This is a genomic window from Pseudomonas kulmbachensis (assembly GCF_963681935.1).
GTDB classification, from domain to species: Bacteria; Pseudomonadota; Gammaproteobacteria; order Pseudomonadales; family Pseudomonadaceae; genus Aquipseudomonas; species Aquipseudomonas kulmbachensis.
The window spans coordinates 4097551-4114412 of sequence record NZ_OY817088.1 but is presented as its reverse complement, the minus strand read 5'-3'; the positions used below and the strand labels follow the sequence as shown (position 1 = coordinate 4114412).

General features: G+C 56.7%; 18 protein-coding genes. 12 read left to right on the top strand and 6 right to left on the bottom strand.

All coding sequences use genetic code 11. The annotated features are described in order from the left end of the window. Positions 1–64 precede the first annotated feature (64 nt). The 3 genes from eno to ispD all read left to right on the top strand — a co-directional run bounded on the left by eno (position 65) and on the right by ispD (position 2502). Positions 65–1354, top strand: coding sequence for a phosphopyruvate hydratase (eno, locus tag U5A05_RS19035; RefSeq protein WP_261739436.1), 1290 nt, complete (start codon positions 65–67; stop codon positions 1352–1354). Between the two features lie 168 nt (positions 1355–1522). Beyond that, entirely contained in the window at positions 1523–1801 is a 279-nt protein-coding gene (gene ftsB / locus U5A05_RS19030) for a cell division protein FtsB (protein ID WP_261739435.1), read from the top strand. Next, on the top strand, positions 1798–2502 hold the full coding sequence (gene ispD, locus U5A05_RS19025; RefSeq protein ID WP_261739434.1) for a 2-C-methyl-D-erythritol 4-phosphate cytidylyltransferase: 705 nt from the start codon (positions 1798–1800) through the stop codon (positions 2500–2502). Before ftsB ends, ispD begins: the two co-directional genes overlap by 4 nt. Positions 2503–2550: 48 nt before the next feature. Here ispD and U5A05_RS19020 read toward each other — a convergent pair whose 3' ends face one another. Then, positions 2551–3456 carry a LysR substrate-binding domain-containing protein gene (locus tag U5A05_RS19020; RefSeq protein WP_261739433.1) on the bottom strand — a complete coding sequence of 302 codons (906 nt, stop codon included), beginning with the start codon at positions 3454–3456 and terminating at the stop codon, positions 2551–2553. 108 nt (positions 3457–3564) lie between these two features. On the opposite strand from U5A05_RS19020, the gene U5A05_RS19015 reads away from it, so the two are divergent. The 8 genes from U5A05_RS19015 to rpoS all read left to right on the top strand — a co-directional run bounded on the left by U5A05_RS19015 (position 3565) and on the right by rpoS (position 10755). Continuing rightward, positions 3565–4677, top strand: coding sequence for an S-(hydroxymethyl)glutathione dehydrogenase/class III alcohol dehydrogenase (locus U5A05_RS19015; protein WP_261739432.1), 1113 nt, complete (start codon positions 3565–3567; stop codon positions 4675–4677). 95 nt (positions 4678–4772) lie between these two features. Continuing rightward, the gene (fghA, locus tag U5A05_RS19010; protein WP_425262889.1) at positions 4773–5618 is read left to right on the top strand and encodes an S-formylglutathione hydrolase; all 846 of its coding nucleotides are present in this window, start codon (positions 4773–4775) and stop codon (positions 5616–5618) included. Between the two features lie 52 nt (positions 5619–5670). Beyond that, positions 5671–6144, top strand: coding sequence for a 2-C-methyl-D-erythritol 2,4-cyclodiphosphate synthase (gene ispF / locus U5A05_RS19005; RefSeq protein ID WP_048359885.1), 474 nt, complete (start codon positions 5671–5673; stop codon positions 6142–6144). Beyond that, entirely contained in the window at positions 6141–7199 is a 1059-nt protein-coding gene (truD, locus tag U5A05_RS19000) for a tRNA pseudouridine(13) synthase TruD (protein ID WP_321834333.1), read from the top strand. The genes ispF and truD overlap by 4 nt, the downstream gene beginning before the upstream one ends. Next, positions 7187–7936 (top strand): 5'/3'-nucleotidase SurE, encoded by a 750-nt coding sequence (surE, locus tag U5A05_RS18995; RefSeq protein ID WP_321834332.1) that lies wholly within the window; start codon positions 7187–7189, stop codon positions 7934–7936. The genes truD and surE overlap by 13 nt, the downstream gene beginning before the upstream one ends. Positions 7937–7977: 41 nt before the next feature. After that, on the top strand, positions 7978–8613 hold the full coding sequence (locus tag U5A05_RS18990; protein WP_169845246.1) for a protein-L-isoaspartate(D-aspartate) O-methyltransferase: 636 nt from the start codon (positions 7978–7980) through the stop codon (positions 8611–8613). Positions 8614–8816: 203 nt separating this feature from the next. Then, entirely contained in the window at positions 8817–9644 is an 828-nt protein-coding gene (locus tag U5A05_RS18985; RefSeq protein ID WP_321834330.1) for a peptidoglycan DD-metalloendopeptidase family protein, read from the top strand. 106 nt (positions 9645–9750) lie between these two features. Next, a complete protein-coding gene (gene rpoS, locus U5A05_RS18980) occupies positions 9751–10755 on the top strand; it encodes an RNA polymerase sigma factor RpoS (RefSeq protein WP_261739428.1) in 1005 nt (334 codons plus the stop codon). Positions 10756–11443: 688 nt separating this feature from the next. Here the strand turns inward: rpoS and U5A05_RS18975 are convergent. The 3 genes from U5A05_RS18975 to U5A05_RS18965 are packed head-to-tail and all read right to left on the bottom strand — an operon-like array spanning position 11444 to position 13994. Next, positions 11444–12493 (bottom strand): alkene reductase, encoded by a 1050-nt coding sequence (locus U5A05_RS18975; RefSeq protein WP_321834327.1) that lies wholly within the window; start codon positions 12491–12493, stop codon positions 11444–11446. 20 nt (positions 12494–12513) lie between these two features. Beyond that, positions 12514–13680, bottom strand: a complete 1167-nt coding sequence (locus tag U5A05_RS18970) for an MFS transporter (protein WP_321834326.1) — start codon at positions 13678–13680, stop codon at positions 12514–12516. 11 nt (positions 13681–13691) lie between these two features. Beyond that, positions 13692–13994: an ArsR/SmtB family transcription factor gene (locus tag U5A05_RS18965; protein ID WP_261742484.1), complete on the bottom strand. Its 303-nt coding sequence runs from the start codon at positions 13992–13994 to the stop codon at positions 13692–13694. 155 nt (positions 13995–14149) lie between these two features. Between U5A05_RS18965 and U5A05_RS18960 the strand changes: the two genes are divergently transcribed. After that, positions 14150–14737 (top strand): acyl carrier protein phosphodiesterase, encoded by a 588-nt coding sequence (locus U5A05_RS18960; protein ID WP_321834325.1) that lies wholly within the window; start codon positions 14150–14152, stop codon positions 14735–14737. A gap of 375 nt (positions 14738–15112) precedes the next feature. Here the strand turns inward: U5A05_RS18960 and U5A05_RS18955 are convergent, their stop codons facing one another. Then, positions 15113–15904 carry a lysophospholipid acyltransferase family protein gene (locus tag U5A05_RS18955; protein ID WP_261739424.1) on the bottom strand — a complete coding sequence of 264 codons (792 nt, stop codon included), beginning with the start codon at positions 15902–15904 and terminating at the stop codon, positions 15113–15115. Beyond that, entirely contained in the window at positions 15904–16659 is a 756-nt protein-coding gene (gene olsB / locus U5A05_RS18950) for an L-ornithine N(alpha)-acyltransferase (RefSeq protein WP_261739423.1), read from the bottom strand. The genes U5A05_RS18955 and olsB overlap by 1 nt, the downstream gene beginning before the upstream one ends. Positions 16660–16862 lie beyond the last annotated feature (203 nt).

Here is a 16862-nt window from a genome sequence, read left to right as displayed (position 1 = left end):
TGCCGCCGATAACAATATTTCCCTCAGCTGCGTCGTTTTCGTCAACTTTGGAGTGTTTACAACAATGGCAAAAATCGTCGACATCAAAGGTCGTGAAGTTCTCGACTCCCGTGGCAATCCCACTGTGGAAGCGGACGTGCTTCTCGACAACGGCATCATCGGCAGCGCTTGCGCGCCGTCCGGTGCATCCACCGGTTCCCGTGAAGCGCTGGAACTGCGTGATGGCGACAAGAGCCGTTACCTGGGCAAGGGCGTACTGAAAGCCGTTGCCAATATCAACGGCCCGATTCGTGACTTGCTGCTGGGTAAAGACCCGGTTGACCAAAAGGCGCTGGACCACGCGATGATCGCGTTGGACGGTACTGAGAACAAAGGCTCCCTGGGCGCTAACGCCATTCTGGCCGTGTCTCTGGCTGCTGCCAAAGCCGCTGCACAGGACCAGGACCTGCCGCTGTACGCGCACATCGCTAACCTGAACGGCACGCCGGGTGTTTACTCGATGCCGGTTCCGATGATGAACATCATCAACGGTGGCGAGCACGCTGATAACAACGTCGACATTCAAGAGTTCATGGTTCAGCCGGTTGGCGCCAAGACCTTCTCCGACGCGCTGCGCATGGGCACCGAAATCTTCCATCACCTCAAAGCTGTGCTCAAGGCCCGTGGCCTGAACACCGCAGTGGGTGACGAAGGTGGTTTCGCACCTAACCTGGCTTCCAACGAAGATGCACTCAAAGTGATCTCCGAAGCCATCGCCAACGCCGGTTACACCCTGGGCACTGACGTGACCCTGGCGCTGGACTGCGCGGCAAGCGAGTTCTACGAAGACGGCAAATACAACCTGTCCGGTGAAGGTCAAGTCTTCAGTTCCGAAGGTTTTGCTGAATACCTAAAAGGTTTGACCCAGCGCTACCCGATCATCTCGATCGAAGACGGCTTGGACGAATCTGACTGGGACGGCTGGAAAATCCTTACCGACAAAATCGGTGAGAAGGTTCAGCTGGTTGGCGACGACCTGTTCGTAACCAACACCAAGATCCTGAAAGAAGGCATCGACAAGAGCATCGCCAACTCGATCCTGATCAAGTTCAACCAGATCGGCACCCTGACCGAAACTCTGGAAGCTATCCAGATGGCCAAGGCTGCTGGTTATACGGCTGTGATCTCGCACCGTTCGGGCGAAACCGAAGATTCCACCATTGCCGATCTGGCAGTGGGTACTGCGGCTGGCCAGATCAAGACCGGCTCTCTGTGCCGCTCTGATCGCGTTTCCAAGTACAACCAATTGCTGCGTATCGAAGAGCAACTGGGTGCAAAAGCCAAGTACAACGGTCGCAGCGAGTTCCGCGGCTAAGTACGGCGTGGTAAAAAGACTGCAGCTTGTGTCGGAAAATTCGCCACTGCGAGTCTTTTGACACTAATCTGATGCACATCGGTACAAGCCTGGTTCTTCCAGGCTTTGTACTATTGGTTGTTTACGTTTGTCGGCATGGCTGTCTTTTTACTGGATACCTGATATTCGATGCGCAGTCCCAATTGGTTGTTTCTCATCTTGCTCTTGCTGCTCGCTGGCCTGCAGTATCGCCTGTGGGTGGGGAATGGCAGTTTGGCGCAGGTTACCGACCTGACCCAGCAAATAGCCGATCAACATGCTGAAAATGAAATTTTGCTGGAGCGTAACCGCGTCCTGGATGCGGAAGTGCTGGAGCTGAAAAAAGGCATGGAGACCGTTGAAGAGCGTGCTCGCCATGAGTTGGGCATGATCAAGGAGGGTGAAACCCTCTATCAGTTGGCCCAATGAGCTATCCAACACCGGCCTTCTGGGCCGTGATTCCTGCCGCGGGTGTTGGTGCCCGTATGGCCGCGGACCGTCCCAAGCAATATTTGCAGTTGGGCGGGCGCAGTATTCTCGAACACAGCATCAGCTGTTTTCTCGACCATCCCGGCCTTAAGGGGCTGGTGGTCAGCGTCGCGTTTGATGATCCCTTTTGGCCAGCTTTGCCATGTGCCGCTGACCCTCGTGTAGTGCGGGTGGATGGCGGGCGCGAACGGGCGGATTCCGTGCTCAATGCGTTGTTGCATCTGCATGCCCAAGGCGCTGCGGATGACGATTGGGTGTTGGTCCATGATGCGGCACGGCCAAACCTGTCACGTGAAGACCTGAACAAACTGCTGAGTGAATTGGCTGACGATCCTGTGGGTGGTTTGCTGGCTGTTCCTGCGCGGGACACACTCAAGCGCGTCGACAAAAATGGTCGCGCAGTTGAAACCGTTGATCGCAGTTTGATCTGGCAGGCCTATACACCGCAGATGTTTCGCTTGGGGGCCTTGCATCGTGCTTTGGCTGACAGCCTGGTGGCAGATGCGACCATCACTGACGAATCTTCGGCGATGGAGTGGGCCGGTCTGGCCCCGCGCCTGATCGAAGGGCGTTCGGACAACATCAAGGTCACCCGCCCGGAAGACCTGGAATGGCTGCGTTTGCGTTGGCTTAATCGCTGAGCATGTAACTGCTGCCGAAGGAACGCAGCCTCGTTCCTTCGGCAGCGGCTACAGAGATAGCGTCAGATACTCCTCCCGCTTCGCCAAACCTTCCTTCAAGTAATCCACCAGTTTTCTGACTTTTGGCGACAAGTGCCGCTGTTGCGGGTACAGCGCCCAGACCGCAGTGTTGGGCGGCTGGTGGGTGTCGAGCAGAGATACCAATGCGCCGCTCTTCAAATGCTCCAGCACGTAGTAATCCGGCAACTGACACAGCCCCACACCCTGTAACGCTGCATCCAGTACCGCCTGCCCGCTGTTGCAGCGCCAATTACCCTGCACCCGTTGCGAAAACTCGCGTCCGTCCTGCTGTAATTGCCACAGATCGGAGCTGCCAATCAGGCAGTTATGCCGGCTCAATTCCGACAGGCTATGGGGGCGGCCGTAATGTTCCAGGTAGGAAGGTGATGCGCAGACATACATGCGCCTGGGGGCGAGGCGGGTGGCTACCAATCTCGAATCTTGCAAACGGCCCAAGCGAATTGCCAGGTCAAGGCTTTCATGCACCAGGTCCAATGGCCGGTTGCTGAGTTCTATATCGACCCGCAATTGCGGGTACAACCCCATAAAGCGGGTGACCAAAGGCACGATAAATCGCTCGCCATAAGCTACCGCACACGTCATGCGCAGCATGCCCTTGGGTTCGCTGGCCAGATCACCGACCGCTCTCAGCGCCTCTTCCCGTCCATCTTGCAGGCGCTGGCAGTGTTGCAAAAAAGTTTGCCCGGCTTCGGTCAGCGTCACCTTTCGGGTGCTGCGATAAAACAGACGCGTTTGCAGTCGCTCTTCGAGGCGCGCCACCTGCCGGCTGATATGGGATGAAGAGACGCCAAGGCGCTCGGCCGCCGCTGTGAATTGGCCGCACTCGGCCACGGCGACAAACTCGTCGATACCTTCCCAACGGTTCTCATTCATGGGTGATTATCCCTGTATGGCAATAATGTTTTGCTTTTGTCTGGATTATTAATCACTCAGCGCTGATTTACACTCGGCGTCTTGTTTTTACTTTGCTGGAGACGATTGATGATCAAGTCACGTGCTGCCGTAGCGTTTGAGGCCAAAAAGCCGCTGGAAATCGTAGAAGTTGACGTTGCCATGCCAAAGGCTGGCGAAGTGCTGCTGCGGGTTGTTGCGTCGGGTGTTTGCCATACCGATGCTTACACCTTGTCCGGTGCGGATCCGGAAGGCATCTTCCCGTCGATCCTGGGCCACGAAGGCGGCGCCATCGTTGAAGCGATCGGTGAAGGCGTGACTTCGGTTGCGGTCGGTGATCATGTCATCCCGCTTTACACACCTGAGTGCGGCAAGTGTAAATTCTGCCTGTCGGGCAAGACCAACCTGTGTCAGGCGATTCGCTCGACTCAAGGCAAGGGCCTGATGCCGGACGGCACTACGCGCTTCTCCTACAAAGGTCAGCCGATTTTCCATTACATGGGTACTTCGACGTTTTCGGAATACACCGTGCTGCCGGAGATTTCGGTCGCGAAAATTCAGAAAGATGCACCCCTTGAGAAGGTGTGCCTGCTGGGTTGCGGCGTCACCACCGGGATCGGTGCGGTTCTCAACACCGCCAAGGTCAAACCGGGCGATACCGTGGCGATTTTCGGCCTGGGCGGTATTGGTCTGTCTGCAGTGATCGGCGCCGTAAAAGCCAAGGCTGCGCGGATTATTGCCATCGACATCAACCCGGCCAAGTTTGAAATTGCCCGCCAGTTAGGTGCCACCGATTGCGTAAACCCGAAAGATTTCGATCGCCCGATTCAGGATGTGATCGTCGACATGACCGACGGCGGCGTCGACTTCTCGTTCGAGTGCATCGGTAATGTACAGCTGATGCGTGCGGCACTGGAGTGTTGCCACAAGGGTTGGGGCGAGTCCGTGATTATCGGCGTAGCCGGTGCAGGCCAGGAAATTTCAACCCGTCCATTCCAGCTGGTGACTGGCCGCGTCTGGCGCGGTTCGGCGTTCGGCGGTGTGCGCGGTCGCAGCGAATTGCCAAGCTACGTCGACATGGCGCAAAGCGGCGAGATCCCGCTGGATACTTTCATTACCCACACCATGGGCCTGGAAGATATCAATAAGGCATTTGACCTGATGCATGAAGGCAAAAGCATTCGCACCGTAATCCACTTCTGACGAAGAGCTGCAAGTTGCAAGCTATAAGCTGCAGCGGGTGATACACCTTGCCTGCTTTTAACTTGTGGCTTGCAGCTGAAAGCCTGGAGCTGCCCATGACATTGGAAAATATCTCCTGCCAAAAAAGCTTTGGCGGCTGGCACAAGCGTTACAAGCATCGCTCTGAAGTACTGGGCTGTGAAATGGTATTCGCCGTGTACTTGCCGCCGCAGGCCGAGCAGGGCGCCAAGTTACCGGTGCTGTACTGGTTGTCGGGTCTGACCTGTAACGACGAGAATTTTATGCACAAGGCAGGTGCCATGAAAATGGCTGCCGAGCTGGGGCTGATTATCGTGGCGCCCGACACCAGCCCGCGTGGCGAGGGGGTGCCGGATGACCCGCAGAGTGCCTGGGACTTTGGTCTGGGCGCAGGTTTCTATCTGAACGCCACTCAAGAGCCTTGGGCACAACATTATCGGATGCACGATTATGTGGTGCAGGAGTTGCCAGCCTTGGTCGAAGCGCATTTCCCGGCTTCGCAAAAGCGTGGCATCAGCGGCCATTCGATGGGCGGCCACGGCGCTTTGGTCTGTGCGCTGCGCAACCCTGGGCGCTATCAGTCGGTATCAGCCTTTGCGCCGATCAGTAATCCGATGGATTGCCCGTGGGGGCAAAAAGCGTTCTCCAACTATTTGGGTGACGAGCGTTCGCGCTGGCGTGAGTGGGATGCGAGCGTGTTGATCAGTGAGGCTCGTGAGAAGTTGCCATTGCTGGTAGATCAAGGTGATCGGGATGACTTTTTGGCCGTGCAACTCAAACCTGAAGCACTGCAGCAGGCCGCCAGATTGGCGGATTATCCGTTGACCCTGCGCCTGCAGCCGGGCTACGACCACAGCTATTTCTTCATCGCCAGCTTTATTGATGACCACTTGCGGCATCACGCGAGCGCACTTAGCGCCTAATGTTGGTCAAAGTAGGTAGAATCACGCCCTGACTTAATCGGGGCGTTTTTTTATGCGTATTGGCCACGGCTATGATGTGCACTGTTTCGCTGAAGGCGATTTCATTACGTTGGGCGGCGTGCGGATCTCCCACAAATTCGGGCTGCTTGCCCACTCTGATGGCGATGTGCTTTTGCACGCCCTTAGCGATGCCTTGCTGGGTGCTGCGGCGCTTGGCGACATCGGCAAACACTTTCCGGACACCGATCCGACCTTCAAGGGCGCCGATAGTCGCGTCCTGTTGCGTCATGTCGTGGGTCTGATCCATGCCAAGGGCTGGAAAGTCGGCAACGTCGACAACACCATCATTGCCCAGGCGCCGAAAATGGCGCCGCATATTGAAACGATGCGTGCGCTGATTGCGGCGGATCTAGAGGTTGATTTGGACCAGGTAAACGTAAAGGCTACGACCACTGAAAAGCTTGGTTTCGTTGGGCGTGAAGAAGGTATCGCGGTGCACTCCATTGCGTTGTTGGTTCGCGCATGAACGAGTCTGATTTGCTCGGTCCACGGGCCTATGGCGAGGCATTGGGCACGGCAGTGCTCAAAGCGACGGCTGAAGATTTTCAAGTCGACGAAGTGCTTGATATACCGCTGTCCGGAGACGGTGAACACCTGTGGTTGTGGGTCGAGAAACGCGGCCTGAACACCGAAGAGGCCGCGCGCCGAATCGCCAAGGCGGCAGGCGTGCCTTTGCGCACTGTCAGCTACGCAGGCCTCAAGGACCGTCAGGCGTTAACCCGCCAATGGTTCAGCGTGCAACTGCCGGGCAAGGCAGACCCTGACTTGTCGGGCGCTGAAAACGACACCCTGAAAATTCTCAAGAGCTCGCGCCACAAACGCAAATTGCAGCGTGGAGCCCATGCGGCCAACGGCTTTACCCTGCGTCTGACGCAAATGGCCGGGGACAAGGATGCACTGGAACAGCGCCTGCAACTGATAGCCAAGCAGGGCGTACCGAACTACTTCGGCACCCAGCGTTTCGGCTGGCAGGGCGGCAATCTGGGCGAAGCCCGCGATTATGCGGCGCGCAAAGCCTTGCCTGAGCAGCGTAACGTGCGTTCGCGGTTACTCTCCACCGCTCGCAGCTATCTGTTCAATCAGGTGCTGGCGGCACGCGTGGCCGATGGTAGCTGGCAGCGGGCTCAGGTCGGTGATTTGCTGGCCTTTACCGACAGCCGCAGTTTTTTCCCGGCGGGCGAAGCTGAATGCAGCGATCCGCGACTGGCTATCCTCGATCTGCACCCTACCGGCCCGCAGTGGGGCGAGGGTGAGTCGCCGACCACCGGCGTGACCCATACGCTTGAGCAATCGATCGCAGAGCGCGAAGCCGATTTGCGCGACTGGCTGGTTCGCGCGGGCATGAGCCATGAGCGACGCATCCTGCGACTGCCCATTGGCCGGTTGACGTGGCATTATCCGCAGCCTGACATTCTGCAACTGGAATTTGTTCTGCCGGCCGGATGCTTCGCCACTGTTCTGGTGCGCGAGCTTGTTGATCTGGTGCCTTTGGATCAAGCGGATAGCCTATGCGTATTCTGATTTCAAACGATGATGGGGTCACAGCCCCGGGGTTGGCTGCGCTCTACGGTGCGCTGGCCGATTACGCCGAGTGTGTGGTGATTGCCCCTGATCAAGACAAAAGCGGGGCGAGCAGTTCGCTGACGCTGGACCGGCCGCTGCATCCGCACACGTTGGCCAATGGCTTTATCAGCATTAATGGCACCCCGACCGATTGCGTGCATCTGGGCCTTCACGGCTTGCTGGAGCAGCAGCCGGATATGGTGGTGTCCGGGATTAACCTGGGCGCCAACCTGGGTGATGACGTGTTGTATTCAGGCACCGTGGCGGCAGCGCTGGAGGGGCGTTTTCTGGATCGTCCTTCATTTGCCTTTTCGCTGGTATCGCGCCAGGTAGACAACTTGCCGACCGCGGCTTTTTTTGCCCGCAAATTGCTTGAGGCCCACGCATCGCTGGAACTGCCACCGCGTACCGTCCTCAATGTGAATATTCCCAACTTGCCACTCGAGAAGATTCGCGGCATTCAGCTCACCCGTCTTGGGCTCCGGGCACGGGCTGCGGCGCCGGTACGAATGGTTGATCCGCGCGGCAAGGCCGGCTACTGGATTGCCGCGGCGGGGGACGTCGAAGACGGTGGGCCAGGTACGGACTTCCACGCGGTGATGCAGGGGTATGTGTCGATCACACCGCTGCAACTGGACCGCACCTTTGGTGATGGTTTCAAAAGCCTTAATGGCTGGCTGGAGGGTATGGGCTGATGGCGCGCGAGCAGGATGGCATGATGCACCGCGGCATTGGCATGACCTCTGAGCGTACCCGCGAGCGGCTGATTCAGCGTCTGCGTGAAGAGGGCATCGTTAACCAGAACGTGCTTGAGGTCATTCGTCGTACACCACGACATCTGTTTGTGGATGAAGCTCTGGCACACCGGGCCTACGAAGACACGGCGCTGCCGATCGGTAATAACCAGACCATTTCCCAGCCTTACATGGTGGCGCGCATGAGCGAGCTGCTGCTTGAAGACGGGCCGCTGGACAAGGTAATGGAGATCGGCACCGGGTCGGGTTATCAAACTGCTGTGCTCTCGCAACTGGTTGAACGCATATTTTCGGTTGAACGCATCAAGGTATTGCAGGATCGGGCCAAGGAGCGACTGCTCGAGCTCAACCTGCGCAACGTGGTATTTCGCTGGGGCGATGGCTGGGAGGGCTGGCCTGCGCTGGCGCCCTACAACGGCATTATCGTGACGGCAGTGGCGACCGATGTACCGCAGGCATTGCTCGACCAGCTTGCCCCCGGTGGGCGTCTGGTGATTCCGGTAGGCGCGGGTGAGGTGCAGCAATTGATGTTGATTGTTCGCGAAGAGCACGGTTTCGCCCGGAGAGTGATCGGCAATGTGCGCTTTGTACCGCTGCTCAATGGGCCATTGGCCTGAGTCTTTGCCTGGTCTGAGTGAATTATAGGACCGGGCGCAGGTCATACTGCGCAGCGCCAACACGCCGCCCAATGCTTGACAGTTGTTTTCATGATTCGGCTTTGCCGTCTGTAAAAGCCCTGTAGCCAGTTATACTTGCGCCAAATCATGGCCAGTACTGGCGTCTATTATTTATCTTTAGCCATCTTCAAAGGGAGCGGCGGGTGAGTCTCACAGTCATTGCGCAGCGTATGAGTACCAAAAGCTATCAGAGACTGGTGGTCGGTCTGTTCCTGAGTGCCACGCTGGCTTTGTTGGCGGCGTGCTCCAGCACCTCGAAAAATGGCGTAAACGTCGTTGACCGCAATGGGGTGGCTCAGCGCCCGGCAGTGACCACAGGGCAGTACGTCGTGCGTCGTGGCGATACCCTGTTCTCGATTGCGTTTCGCTACGGCTGGGACTGGAAAGCGCTGGCCGCACGTAACAATATTGCGGCTCCGTTCACTATTGTCCCAGGTCAATCAATTCGCTTTGACGGACGCTCCGGAACCCTGCCTGCAGGTGGCACTTCCACCACTGTGGTGTCGTCTTCTTCGGGTAGCAAGACCACCGTTATCAAGCGTCCAGGCGCTGTCGTAGCGGCGCCGGCGGCTGTCGCGCCACTGCCGGCAGGTCCCGCACCGAAGGGTTGGGGATGGCCTTCTAATGGCATTTTGATAGGCAAATTTTCTTCAAACGGTAGTTTGAATAAAGGTATTGATATCGCCGGTGATTTGGGACAGCCTGTTTTAGCTGCGTCTGATGGTTCGGTTGTTTACGCTGGCAGTGGATTGAGGGGCTACGGCGAACTGATCATCATCAAACACAGTGATACCTATGTCAGCGCCTACGGTCATAACCGCAGGCTTTTGGTTCGGGAGGGGCAGCAGGTCAAGGTTGGACAGACAATTGCCGAAATGGGGTCAACTGGTACAGACCGGGTGAAACTTCACTTTGAAATTCGCCGCCAAGGTAAACCTGTAGATCCACTGCAATTCCTTCCACGTCGTTGATCGGTTACCAGCCTGTTCCTGCTCTGGTTAAGGAACAGGCTCAAGCATTGCCAAGGATTAAGGCGATGCTCGAGCTTGAGGTCGAACTCACCAAAGGACTATAGAAATGGCTCTCAATAAAGAAGCGCCGGGGTTTGACATCGACGATGAGGTGCTCCTTATGGACTCCAGCATCGATAGCGACTTGATGTCAGAAGAAGACGATTCAACCCCTCCAGCTCGAACCAAGTCCAAAAAAGCACCAGTCACCAAACAGCACAAGTACATTGACTACACACGGGCGCTTGATGCGACCCAGTTGTACCTCAATGAAATTGGCTTCTCCCCGCTGCTATCCCCTGCAGAAGAAGTTCATTTTGCGCGTTTGTCGCAAAGTGGAGATCCGGCCGGGCGCAAGCGCATGATTGAAAGCAACTTGCGGCTGGTGGTGAAAATCGCCCGTCGGTACGTCAATCGTGGTTTGTCGCTGCTGGATCTGATCGAGGAGGGCAACCTTGGGCTGATTCGGGCTGTCGAGAAATTTGATCCCGAACGCGGGTTTCGCTTTTCGACTTACGCCACTTGGTGGATTCGCCAAACGATTGAACGGGCGATCATGAACCAGACCCGTACCATTCGTTTACCGATCCATGTTGTCAAAGAACTCAACGTCTATCTGCGAGCAGCGCGTGAACTCACGCAAAAGCTCGATCACGAACCGTCCCCTGAAGAAATCGCCAACCTGCTGGAAAAACCTGTTGCCGAGGTCAAGCGCATGCTTGGGCTCAATGAGCGGGTGTCATCGGTAGACGTTTCTCTAGGCCCGGACTCTGACAAAACACTGCTCGATACCCTGACGGATGACCGCCCTACAGATCCTTGTGAGCTGCTTCAGGACGATGACCTATCGCAAAGTATTGACCAGTGGCTTTCTGAGCTCACAGACAAGCAGCGTGAGGTCGTTATTCGTCGTTTCGGGTTGCGTGGTCATGAGAGCAGCACCCTTGAAGATGTAGGTTTGGAAATTGGCCTGACGCGCGAACGCGTGCGGCAAATCCAGGTCGAGGGGCTCAAGCGGTTGCGCGAAATCCTTGAACGCAACGGTTTGTCGAGCGAGTCGCTGTTCCAGTAACAAGCTAGGCGTATCAACCAAAAACCCCGAGCGACTCGGGGTTTTTTGTGTCTTGAATTCAGCGGGATGCTCTTCGGTGCATATTCAGTATCAATGCCGGTTGAAATGCAGGGTCAAATGGCGGCTGTTGGGGTAGGGCATAAAGGGATCATTCGGATAAGTCTTGAAAAGCAATGTTACGGACGATATTGAATATTATCTGCGTATTGCTGTAAGCCTTTGCTTACCTTTTGCGTAAGCCGAGAGCTCTATCAGGGTGGGATAGAACCTTTTTTATGTATGCTATTGAATGTAATTGTTTGAAATATAACGATTTTTTATTTTCGTTTATAACTGCTATGTAATAAATATCTATAACTGCTGTGCTTGCAGCAATTCAATAAAACTCTAGTATCTAAGTTGTGTCGACGGATCGACGCGGCGCTCAAGGAAGAACGCAGATGGACATCGCGGGATGCGATTCATCAGGATGATGAGAAGGAAAAAAAGGGACTAGGGAAAAAATGTGGGCGGGTCAAACCGCCCCTTTTTTCGCCCGAAAAAAGGTCGTGTGACTACTCGCACTATTACGCATCAGCGAATCGCTAACAGCAAAGCGCCCGAGGTCATTGACCTCGGGCGCTTTGTTTTGTGGGGCCCAAATGTCCCGTTAACGCTGATGCCTCTTCAGGGCACACATGCCATGTGCTTACAGCGTTGGGTAGTCGATGTAGCCCACCGAGCCTTTGGAGTAAAAGCTCTCTGGATGCGCTTCATTGAGCGGTGCATCGACCTTCAGGCGTGCAGGCAGGTCTGGGTTGGCGATAAAAGGCACGCCGAAGGCAACGGCATCCGCCTTGCCCGCGGCCAGCCAAGCATTGGCGCTGTCTTTGGTGAAGCTTTCGTTGACGATATACGGGCCGCCAAAGGCTTCCTTGAGCTGCGGGCCAAGGCTGTCTGGCGCTGCGTGTTCGCGGGAACAGATGTAGGCGATACCGCGCTTGCCCAGTTCGCGGGCGACATAACCAAAGGTTTCAGCCAGGTTGTCATCACCCATGTCGTGCAAGTCGGCACGAGGCGACAAATGCACGCCAACACGGCCAGCGCCCCAGACGTCGATGGCGGCATCGGTAACTTCGAGCAACAGGCGAGCGCGGTTCTCTACGCTGCCCCCATATTGGTCGGTACGTTTGTTGGTGTTGCTTTGCAGGAACTGGTCGAGCAGGTAGCCATTGGCACCATGAATTTCGACACCATCAAACCCGGCGGCCTTGGCGTTTTCGGCACCCGTGCGGTAGGCCTCGACAACATCAGCGATCTCGGCGGTTTCCAGTGCCCGTGGCGTCGGGAAGTCAGCCTTTGGACGAACCAGGCTGACATGACCTTTGGCAGCAATGGCGCTTGGGGCTACAGGCGCTTCGCCATTCAGGTACATCGGGTGCGAGATACGCCCCACATGCCACAACTGCAACGCAATCCGCCCACCGGCTGCATGCACCGCCTTGGTGATGTTGGTCCAGCCACGGACCTGATCGTTGGACCAGATGCCCGGGGTATCCGGATAACCGACGCCCATGGCTGTTACCGAAGTGGCTTCGCTCAGGATCAGGCCGGCAGAAGCGCGCTGAACGTAGTATTCAGCCATCAGCGCATTGGGAACCCGACCTTCATCGGCGCGGCAGCGGGTCAGCGGAGCCATGATGATGCGGTTGGGCAGTTCAAGATCGCCCAGCTTGATCGGATCGAAAATCGTGGTCATTTATGCAGCCCTCTCAAGGATCAGTTTGTAGCACTGGCCAGTTCGGCATTGCCGTTTTGGCGAAAAGTAATCAGGGTCACCAGCAGCGCCAGAATCGCCAGCGTGGCAGCGGCCAGCGGAACGCTGGTGAGGCCGAAGCCGTGGGCAATAACACTGCCACCCACCCAGGCGCCCAGTGCATTGCCGACGTTGAACGCGCCAATATTCAGGGTTGAAACCAGGTTGGGTGCGGCTTTGCCGAAGGTCACGACGTTGATTTGCAGTGCCGGTACGGCGGCAAAGGAGGCGGCGGCCCACAGGAACAAGGTGATTTCAGTTGGAATCACGGCGACGCTGGTCCAGGTCAATACGGTCGACATCACGGCCATCGAGATAAAAACACCGATCAGGGTCGCGGCCAGGCGCTTGTCTGCCAGCTTGCCGCCGATGATATTGCCCACCGTCAGGCCAAGGCCGATCAGCAACAAGGTCCAGGTCACGCCGCTTGGCGATACGCCAGTGACATCACCGAGCAAGGGCGCTACGTAAGTGAACAGGGTGAACATCGAGGCGGAAAACAGCGCGGTCATGCTCAATGAAAGCCAGATGCCAGCGCCCTTGAGTGCGGCCAGCTCGGCACGCATATCGAGCTTCTCTTCGTCACGTTTGGCGGGCAGAAAGCGGATCAGGCCGATCAGCGCCACGACACCAATCACGGTGACTGCGAAAAACGTCGAGCGCCATCCTGCGGCCTGGCCCAGAGCGGTGCCCAGGGGGACGCCCAGCACGTTGGCCAGGGTCAGGCCGGTAAACATCAGGGCCACTGCTGACGCGCGTTTGTTGGCAGGTACCAGGCCTGCAGCCACAACCGAGCCAATACCGAAGAACGCGCCGTGACACAGCGCTGTCACTACGCGGGCAAACATCAGCACGTTGTAGTCACTGGCCAAGGCACACAGCAGGTTGCCGATGATAAAGATCACCATCAACGCGACCAAGGCAGCCTTGCGCGGCAATTTAGCCGTGGCCAGCGCCATGAACGGAGCCCCGATTGCCACGCCCAGTGCGTAACCGGTCACCAGCCAGCCAGCGCCGGGGATCGATACGCCAAGGTCGGCTGCGACATCAGGCAGCAAGCCCATGATCACGAACTCGGTGGTCCCGATGGCGAAAGCGCTGAGCGCCAGAATGAGTAGCGAGAGGGGCATGAAAGTCCTTGTTAAAGCTCTTGGCTGATTTGTTCGAGGAAGGCCTTGATGGTTTCCTCATTGCGTTTGAAAAAGTGCCACTGGCCATGCTTTTGGCTGGTAATCAGGCCCGCTCGCTGCAGCGTTGCCAGGTGGGCAGAGACCGTTGACTGCGACAGGCCGCAGAGTTGGTCAAACTGTCCGGCGCACACGCCATGTTCGGTGGAGTGGACCTGGTCAGGAAACGAGGTGTCAGGGTCTTTGAGGGACTTGAGAATTTCTCGGCGTACTGGGTGTGCCAGGGCTTTTATTATTTCGTCGAGTTCAATCGGCATAGTGGCAGTGCTCATTGGGTACAACGTTATATCGCGATGAGGCGAACTTTAAATCGTCGTATCGCGATATACAAATATGAAATTGATCTAGGATCAGCTCAAATCGATATATCGGGTTATAACGATATTGGTGCGGCAGTGCTAAACTGCGCGACATGAATTATCTCGCACATCTGCACCTTGGCGGTCAGCGCCCGGAAGAATTACTTGGCAGCCTCTATGGCGACTTCGTCAAAGGGCGGCTGCACGGTCAGTACAGCCCCGAGATTGAACACGGGATTCAACTGCACCGCAGCATTGATGTATTTACCGACAACCATCCCTTGGTTGATCAATCGTTGTCGCGATTTACCCGGACCCGCAGGCGTTATGCGGGCATTGTGCTGGATGTGTTTTTCGATCATTGCCTGGCACGGGACTGGGGCCAGTATGCCGAGGGGCCGCTTGAGCGATTTACTTCGGACTTTTATCGGGTGCTGGTGGCCGAACAGCAGTTGCCACGGCGGCTTGCCACTATCGCGCCGCATATGGCTGCTCATGACTGGTTGGGTTCGTATCGGGACTTTGCTGTGCTGGAGCAAGTGTTCAACGGGATAGCTCGACGCTTGTCGCGCCCGGAAGAACTGGCCGGTGCTATGCAGGATTTGAAGGGATTGTACGAGCCGCTCAGTGAGGATTTTCGGCTGTTTTATCCGCAGTTGCAGGTGTATGCGGCGGGTTGCTATCGGAAGGCATGTCCGTAGCAGGTGCCGAAAAACCAGATTTTGCGGTGTATCAGTTAAACCCGGTTGTCAGGGTTTACGACTGCTGCGCAATCTCCTGTAGCCGCTGTCGAGGAACGAAGGCTGCGTTCGGCTGGGCAGCAGTCGCAAAACCGTACACTGCAGTGGTTCAGGTAAATCCCGGACAGTGGCTACGGGCCTTTACCGTTTCACCGCTTCGTCTGCATCGCGAGCAAGCCCGCTCTTATCAAACATGAAGCAAGTTACTGATTTAAAAAATTGAAAATTATCCTTTAAAACGTGAATTCTCGTAGGCGCCCCCCAGTTTGATGCGCGACAGCGCTGCATCGAAGAGGTAGTGGGGCCTCCCACTCCTCACTGTGCATAGGCCTCAGCTCAAATCATCGCCCCCACTCTTTCCGGCAGCGGGTCGGTTTGCGTGATCGGTGCTGTCACCACTCGCCGTATCGCTTCCTGGGCCTTGAACGCCAGCAATGCACGCTCCTGTTGCTGGCAGGCTATAGGTTCCAGCAGATGGATCTCGACGTCGGCCTGATCGTGGGAAAACAAGCGCAACAAATGCGACAGCAAATCGTCATCGCCAATAAACGGTGCTATCGCATCGACCTCACCATTACGTAAGTAACGGATGGCTACAGGCTGCAACGACATTTGGCTGTCAATCGCTGCCGCTAACAGACGGCCATGAAAGGTACGTACCGAGCGCCCGTCAGTGGTCGTGCCTTCGGGAAACATCAACAGGGACAGCGGTTGTTGCAAGTGACGGGTCATCTGCTCTCGAATCAACTGGCTGTCGCCCGCGCCCCGGCGAATGAACAGGCTGCCGGCCTTGGCCGCCAGCCAGCCTGCAACGGGCCAGTTGCGCACCTCTGATTTGGACAGGAAGGACAGCGGGGTCAGTTGCCCAAGCAGCGCTATATCGGTCCATGACACGTGATTGCTGACCCATAGCATTGGTGTTGCAGGTAGCTCGCCGACTACGGTGATGCGAAAGGGCAGGGCATTGCTCAGGCGTGCCATAAAAAATTGCGACCAGCGCTGGCGACGATCCATCGCGCTGTTCAGGCGCAAGCGTTCAAGTACCCCGAACACTCCAGCCATGCTCAACCCCAGGCTCACCACCCCTAGCACTCGCGCCACTCGGCCATATCGGCGTAAGCGGCTCATTACATGGCCGCCTTGAAGTGGCGAGCGTAACGCGGGCACAGTTCATCGCGCTTGAGCAGAATAAACACGTCAGCCACCTGGAAGTCCTCATCCCAGCAGGGTTCGCCACAAATCCTGGCGCCCAGGCGCATATAAGCCTTGAGCAGCGGTGGCATTTCGGCGATGACGTTGGCGGGTACTTCCAGTGCCGGTAATGGCTTTTTCGGCTCGGCGCGTAAATGTTCAGTACACAAGTAGCGTTCGCGCAGACGCTGCATGATTGCCTGGGCCTGGATACCGCCATCCTGCATCGGGATGCTGGCGCAGCCCATCAGGTAGCGATAATTGCCCTGGTTGAGTACTTCAGCCAATTCGCCCCAGAGCACGGTGATGGTGCCGCCATTGCGGTAGGCTGGGTCGACACAGGTTCGGCCGATTTCAAGAATTGGGCCCTGCAAGTGAGCCAGCCCGTGCAGGTTGAATTCTTCTTCACTGTAAAAGTGGCCGATGTTCTGTGCTGCGCCGTGATCCAGCAAGCGGGTGGTGGCTACCAATTGGCCGCTATTGAGATCGCGCACCCCGATATGCTCGCAATAGGCGTCGTAACCGTCTTCATCCAGACCGTGTTCTGCACCTTTGAGTTTGGCCTTCAGCTCGTCGCTAAACACCCGAAAGCGCAGGGCCTGGGCCTCGCGCAACGCGTCAGGTCCGATCAGGCGTTCTGCCTGCAGGCGGCGTTCTGGAACAGTTTCGCGGATACGGGCGATCTGGGACATTGCGAATCTCCGTGCAGGCACCGGGCCTGCCTTGGGTTTCTGCGAATCGACTGAGGTGGGCAACTTCAGGCTAGGCAGGTGCAATGTCATCGCCATGACATTTGGATGATGCTTACATGACAGGCTCTGGGCAGAGGAACTGTCGATAGGGGTTGCGGCTCTAACACTGTGTAAAAAAAACTGCCAAGAGCGCGCTCTGGGGT

Coding starts and splice junctions, on each gene's coding strand:
- eno (WP_261739436.1), top strand. CDS start 65: ATGGCAAAAATCGTCGACATCAAAGGTCGTGAAGTTCTCGACTCCCGT.
- ftsB (WP_261739435.1), top strand. CDS start 1,523: ATGCGCAGTCCCAATTGGTTGTTTCTCATCTTGCTCTTGCTGCTCGCT.
- ispD (WP_261739434.1), top strand. CDS start 1,798: ATGAGCTATCCAACACCGGCCTTCTGGGCCGTGATTCCTGCCGCGGGT.
- U5A05_RS19020 (WP_261739433.1), bottom strand. CDS start 3,456: ATGAATGAGAACCGTTGGGAAGGTATCGACGAGTTTGTCGCCGTGGCC.
- U5A05_RS19015 (WP_261739432.1), top strand. CDS start 3,565: ATGATCAAGTCACGTGCTGCCGTAGCGTTTGAGGCCAAAAAGCCGCTG.
- fghA (WP_425262889.1), top strand. CDS start 4,773: ATGACATTGGAAAATATCTCCTGCCAAAAAAGCTTTGGCGGCTGGCAC.
- ispF (WP_048359885.1), top strand. CDS start 5,671: ATGCGTATTGGCCACGGCTATGATGTGCACTGTTTCGCTGAAGGCGAT.
- truD (WP_321834333.1), top strand. CDS start 6,141: ATGAACGAGTCTGATTTGCTCGGTCCACGGGCCTATGGCGAGGCATTG.
- surE (WP_321834332.1), top strand. CDS start 7,187: ATGCGTATTCTGATTTCAAACGATGATGGGGTCACAGCCCCGGGGTTG.
- U5A05_RS18990 (WP_169845246.1), top strand. CDS start 7,978: ATGACCTCTGAGCGTACCCGCGAGCGGCTGATTCAGCGTCTGCGTGAA.
- rpoS (WP_261739428.1), top strand. CDS start 9,751: ATGGCTCTCAATAAAGAAGCGCCGGGGTTTGACATCGACGATGAGGTG.
- U5A05_RS18975 (WP_321834327.1), bottom strand. CDS start 12,493: ATGACCACGATTTTCGATCCGATCAAGCTGGGCGATCTTGAACTGCCC.
- U5A05_RS18970 (WP_321834326.1), bottom strand. CDS start 13,680: ATGCCCCTCTCGCTACTCATTCTGGCGCTCAGCGCTTTCGCCATCGGG.
- U5A05_RS18965 (WP_261742484.1), bottom strand. CDS start 13,994: ATGCCGATTGAACTCGACGAAATAATAAAAGCCCTGGCACACCCAGTA.
- U5A05_RS18960 (WP_321834325.1), top strand. CDS start 14,150: ATGAATTATCTCGCACATCTGCACCTTGGCGGTCAGCGCCCGGAAGAA.
- U5A05_RS18955 (WP_261739424.1), bottom strand. CDS start 15,904: ATGAGCCGCTTACGCCGATATGGCCGAGTGGCGCGAGTGCTAGGGGTG.
- olsB (WP_261739423.1), bottom strand. CDS start 16,659: ATGTCCCAGATCGCCCGTATCCGCGAAACTGTTCCAGAACGCCGCCTG.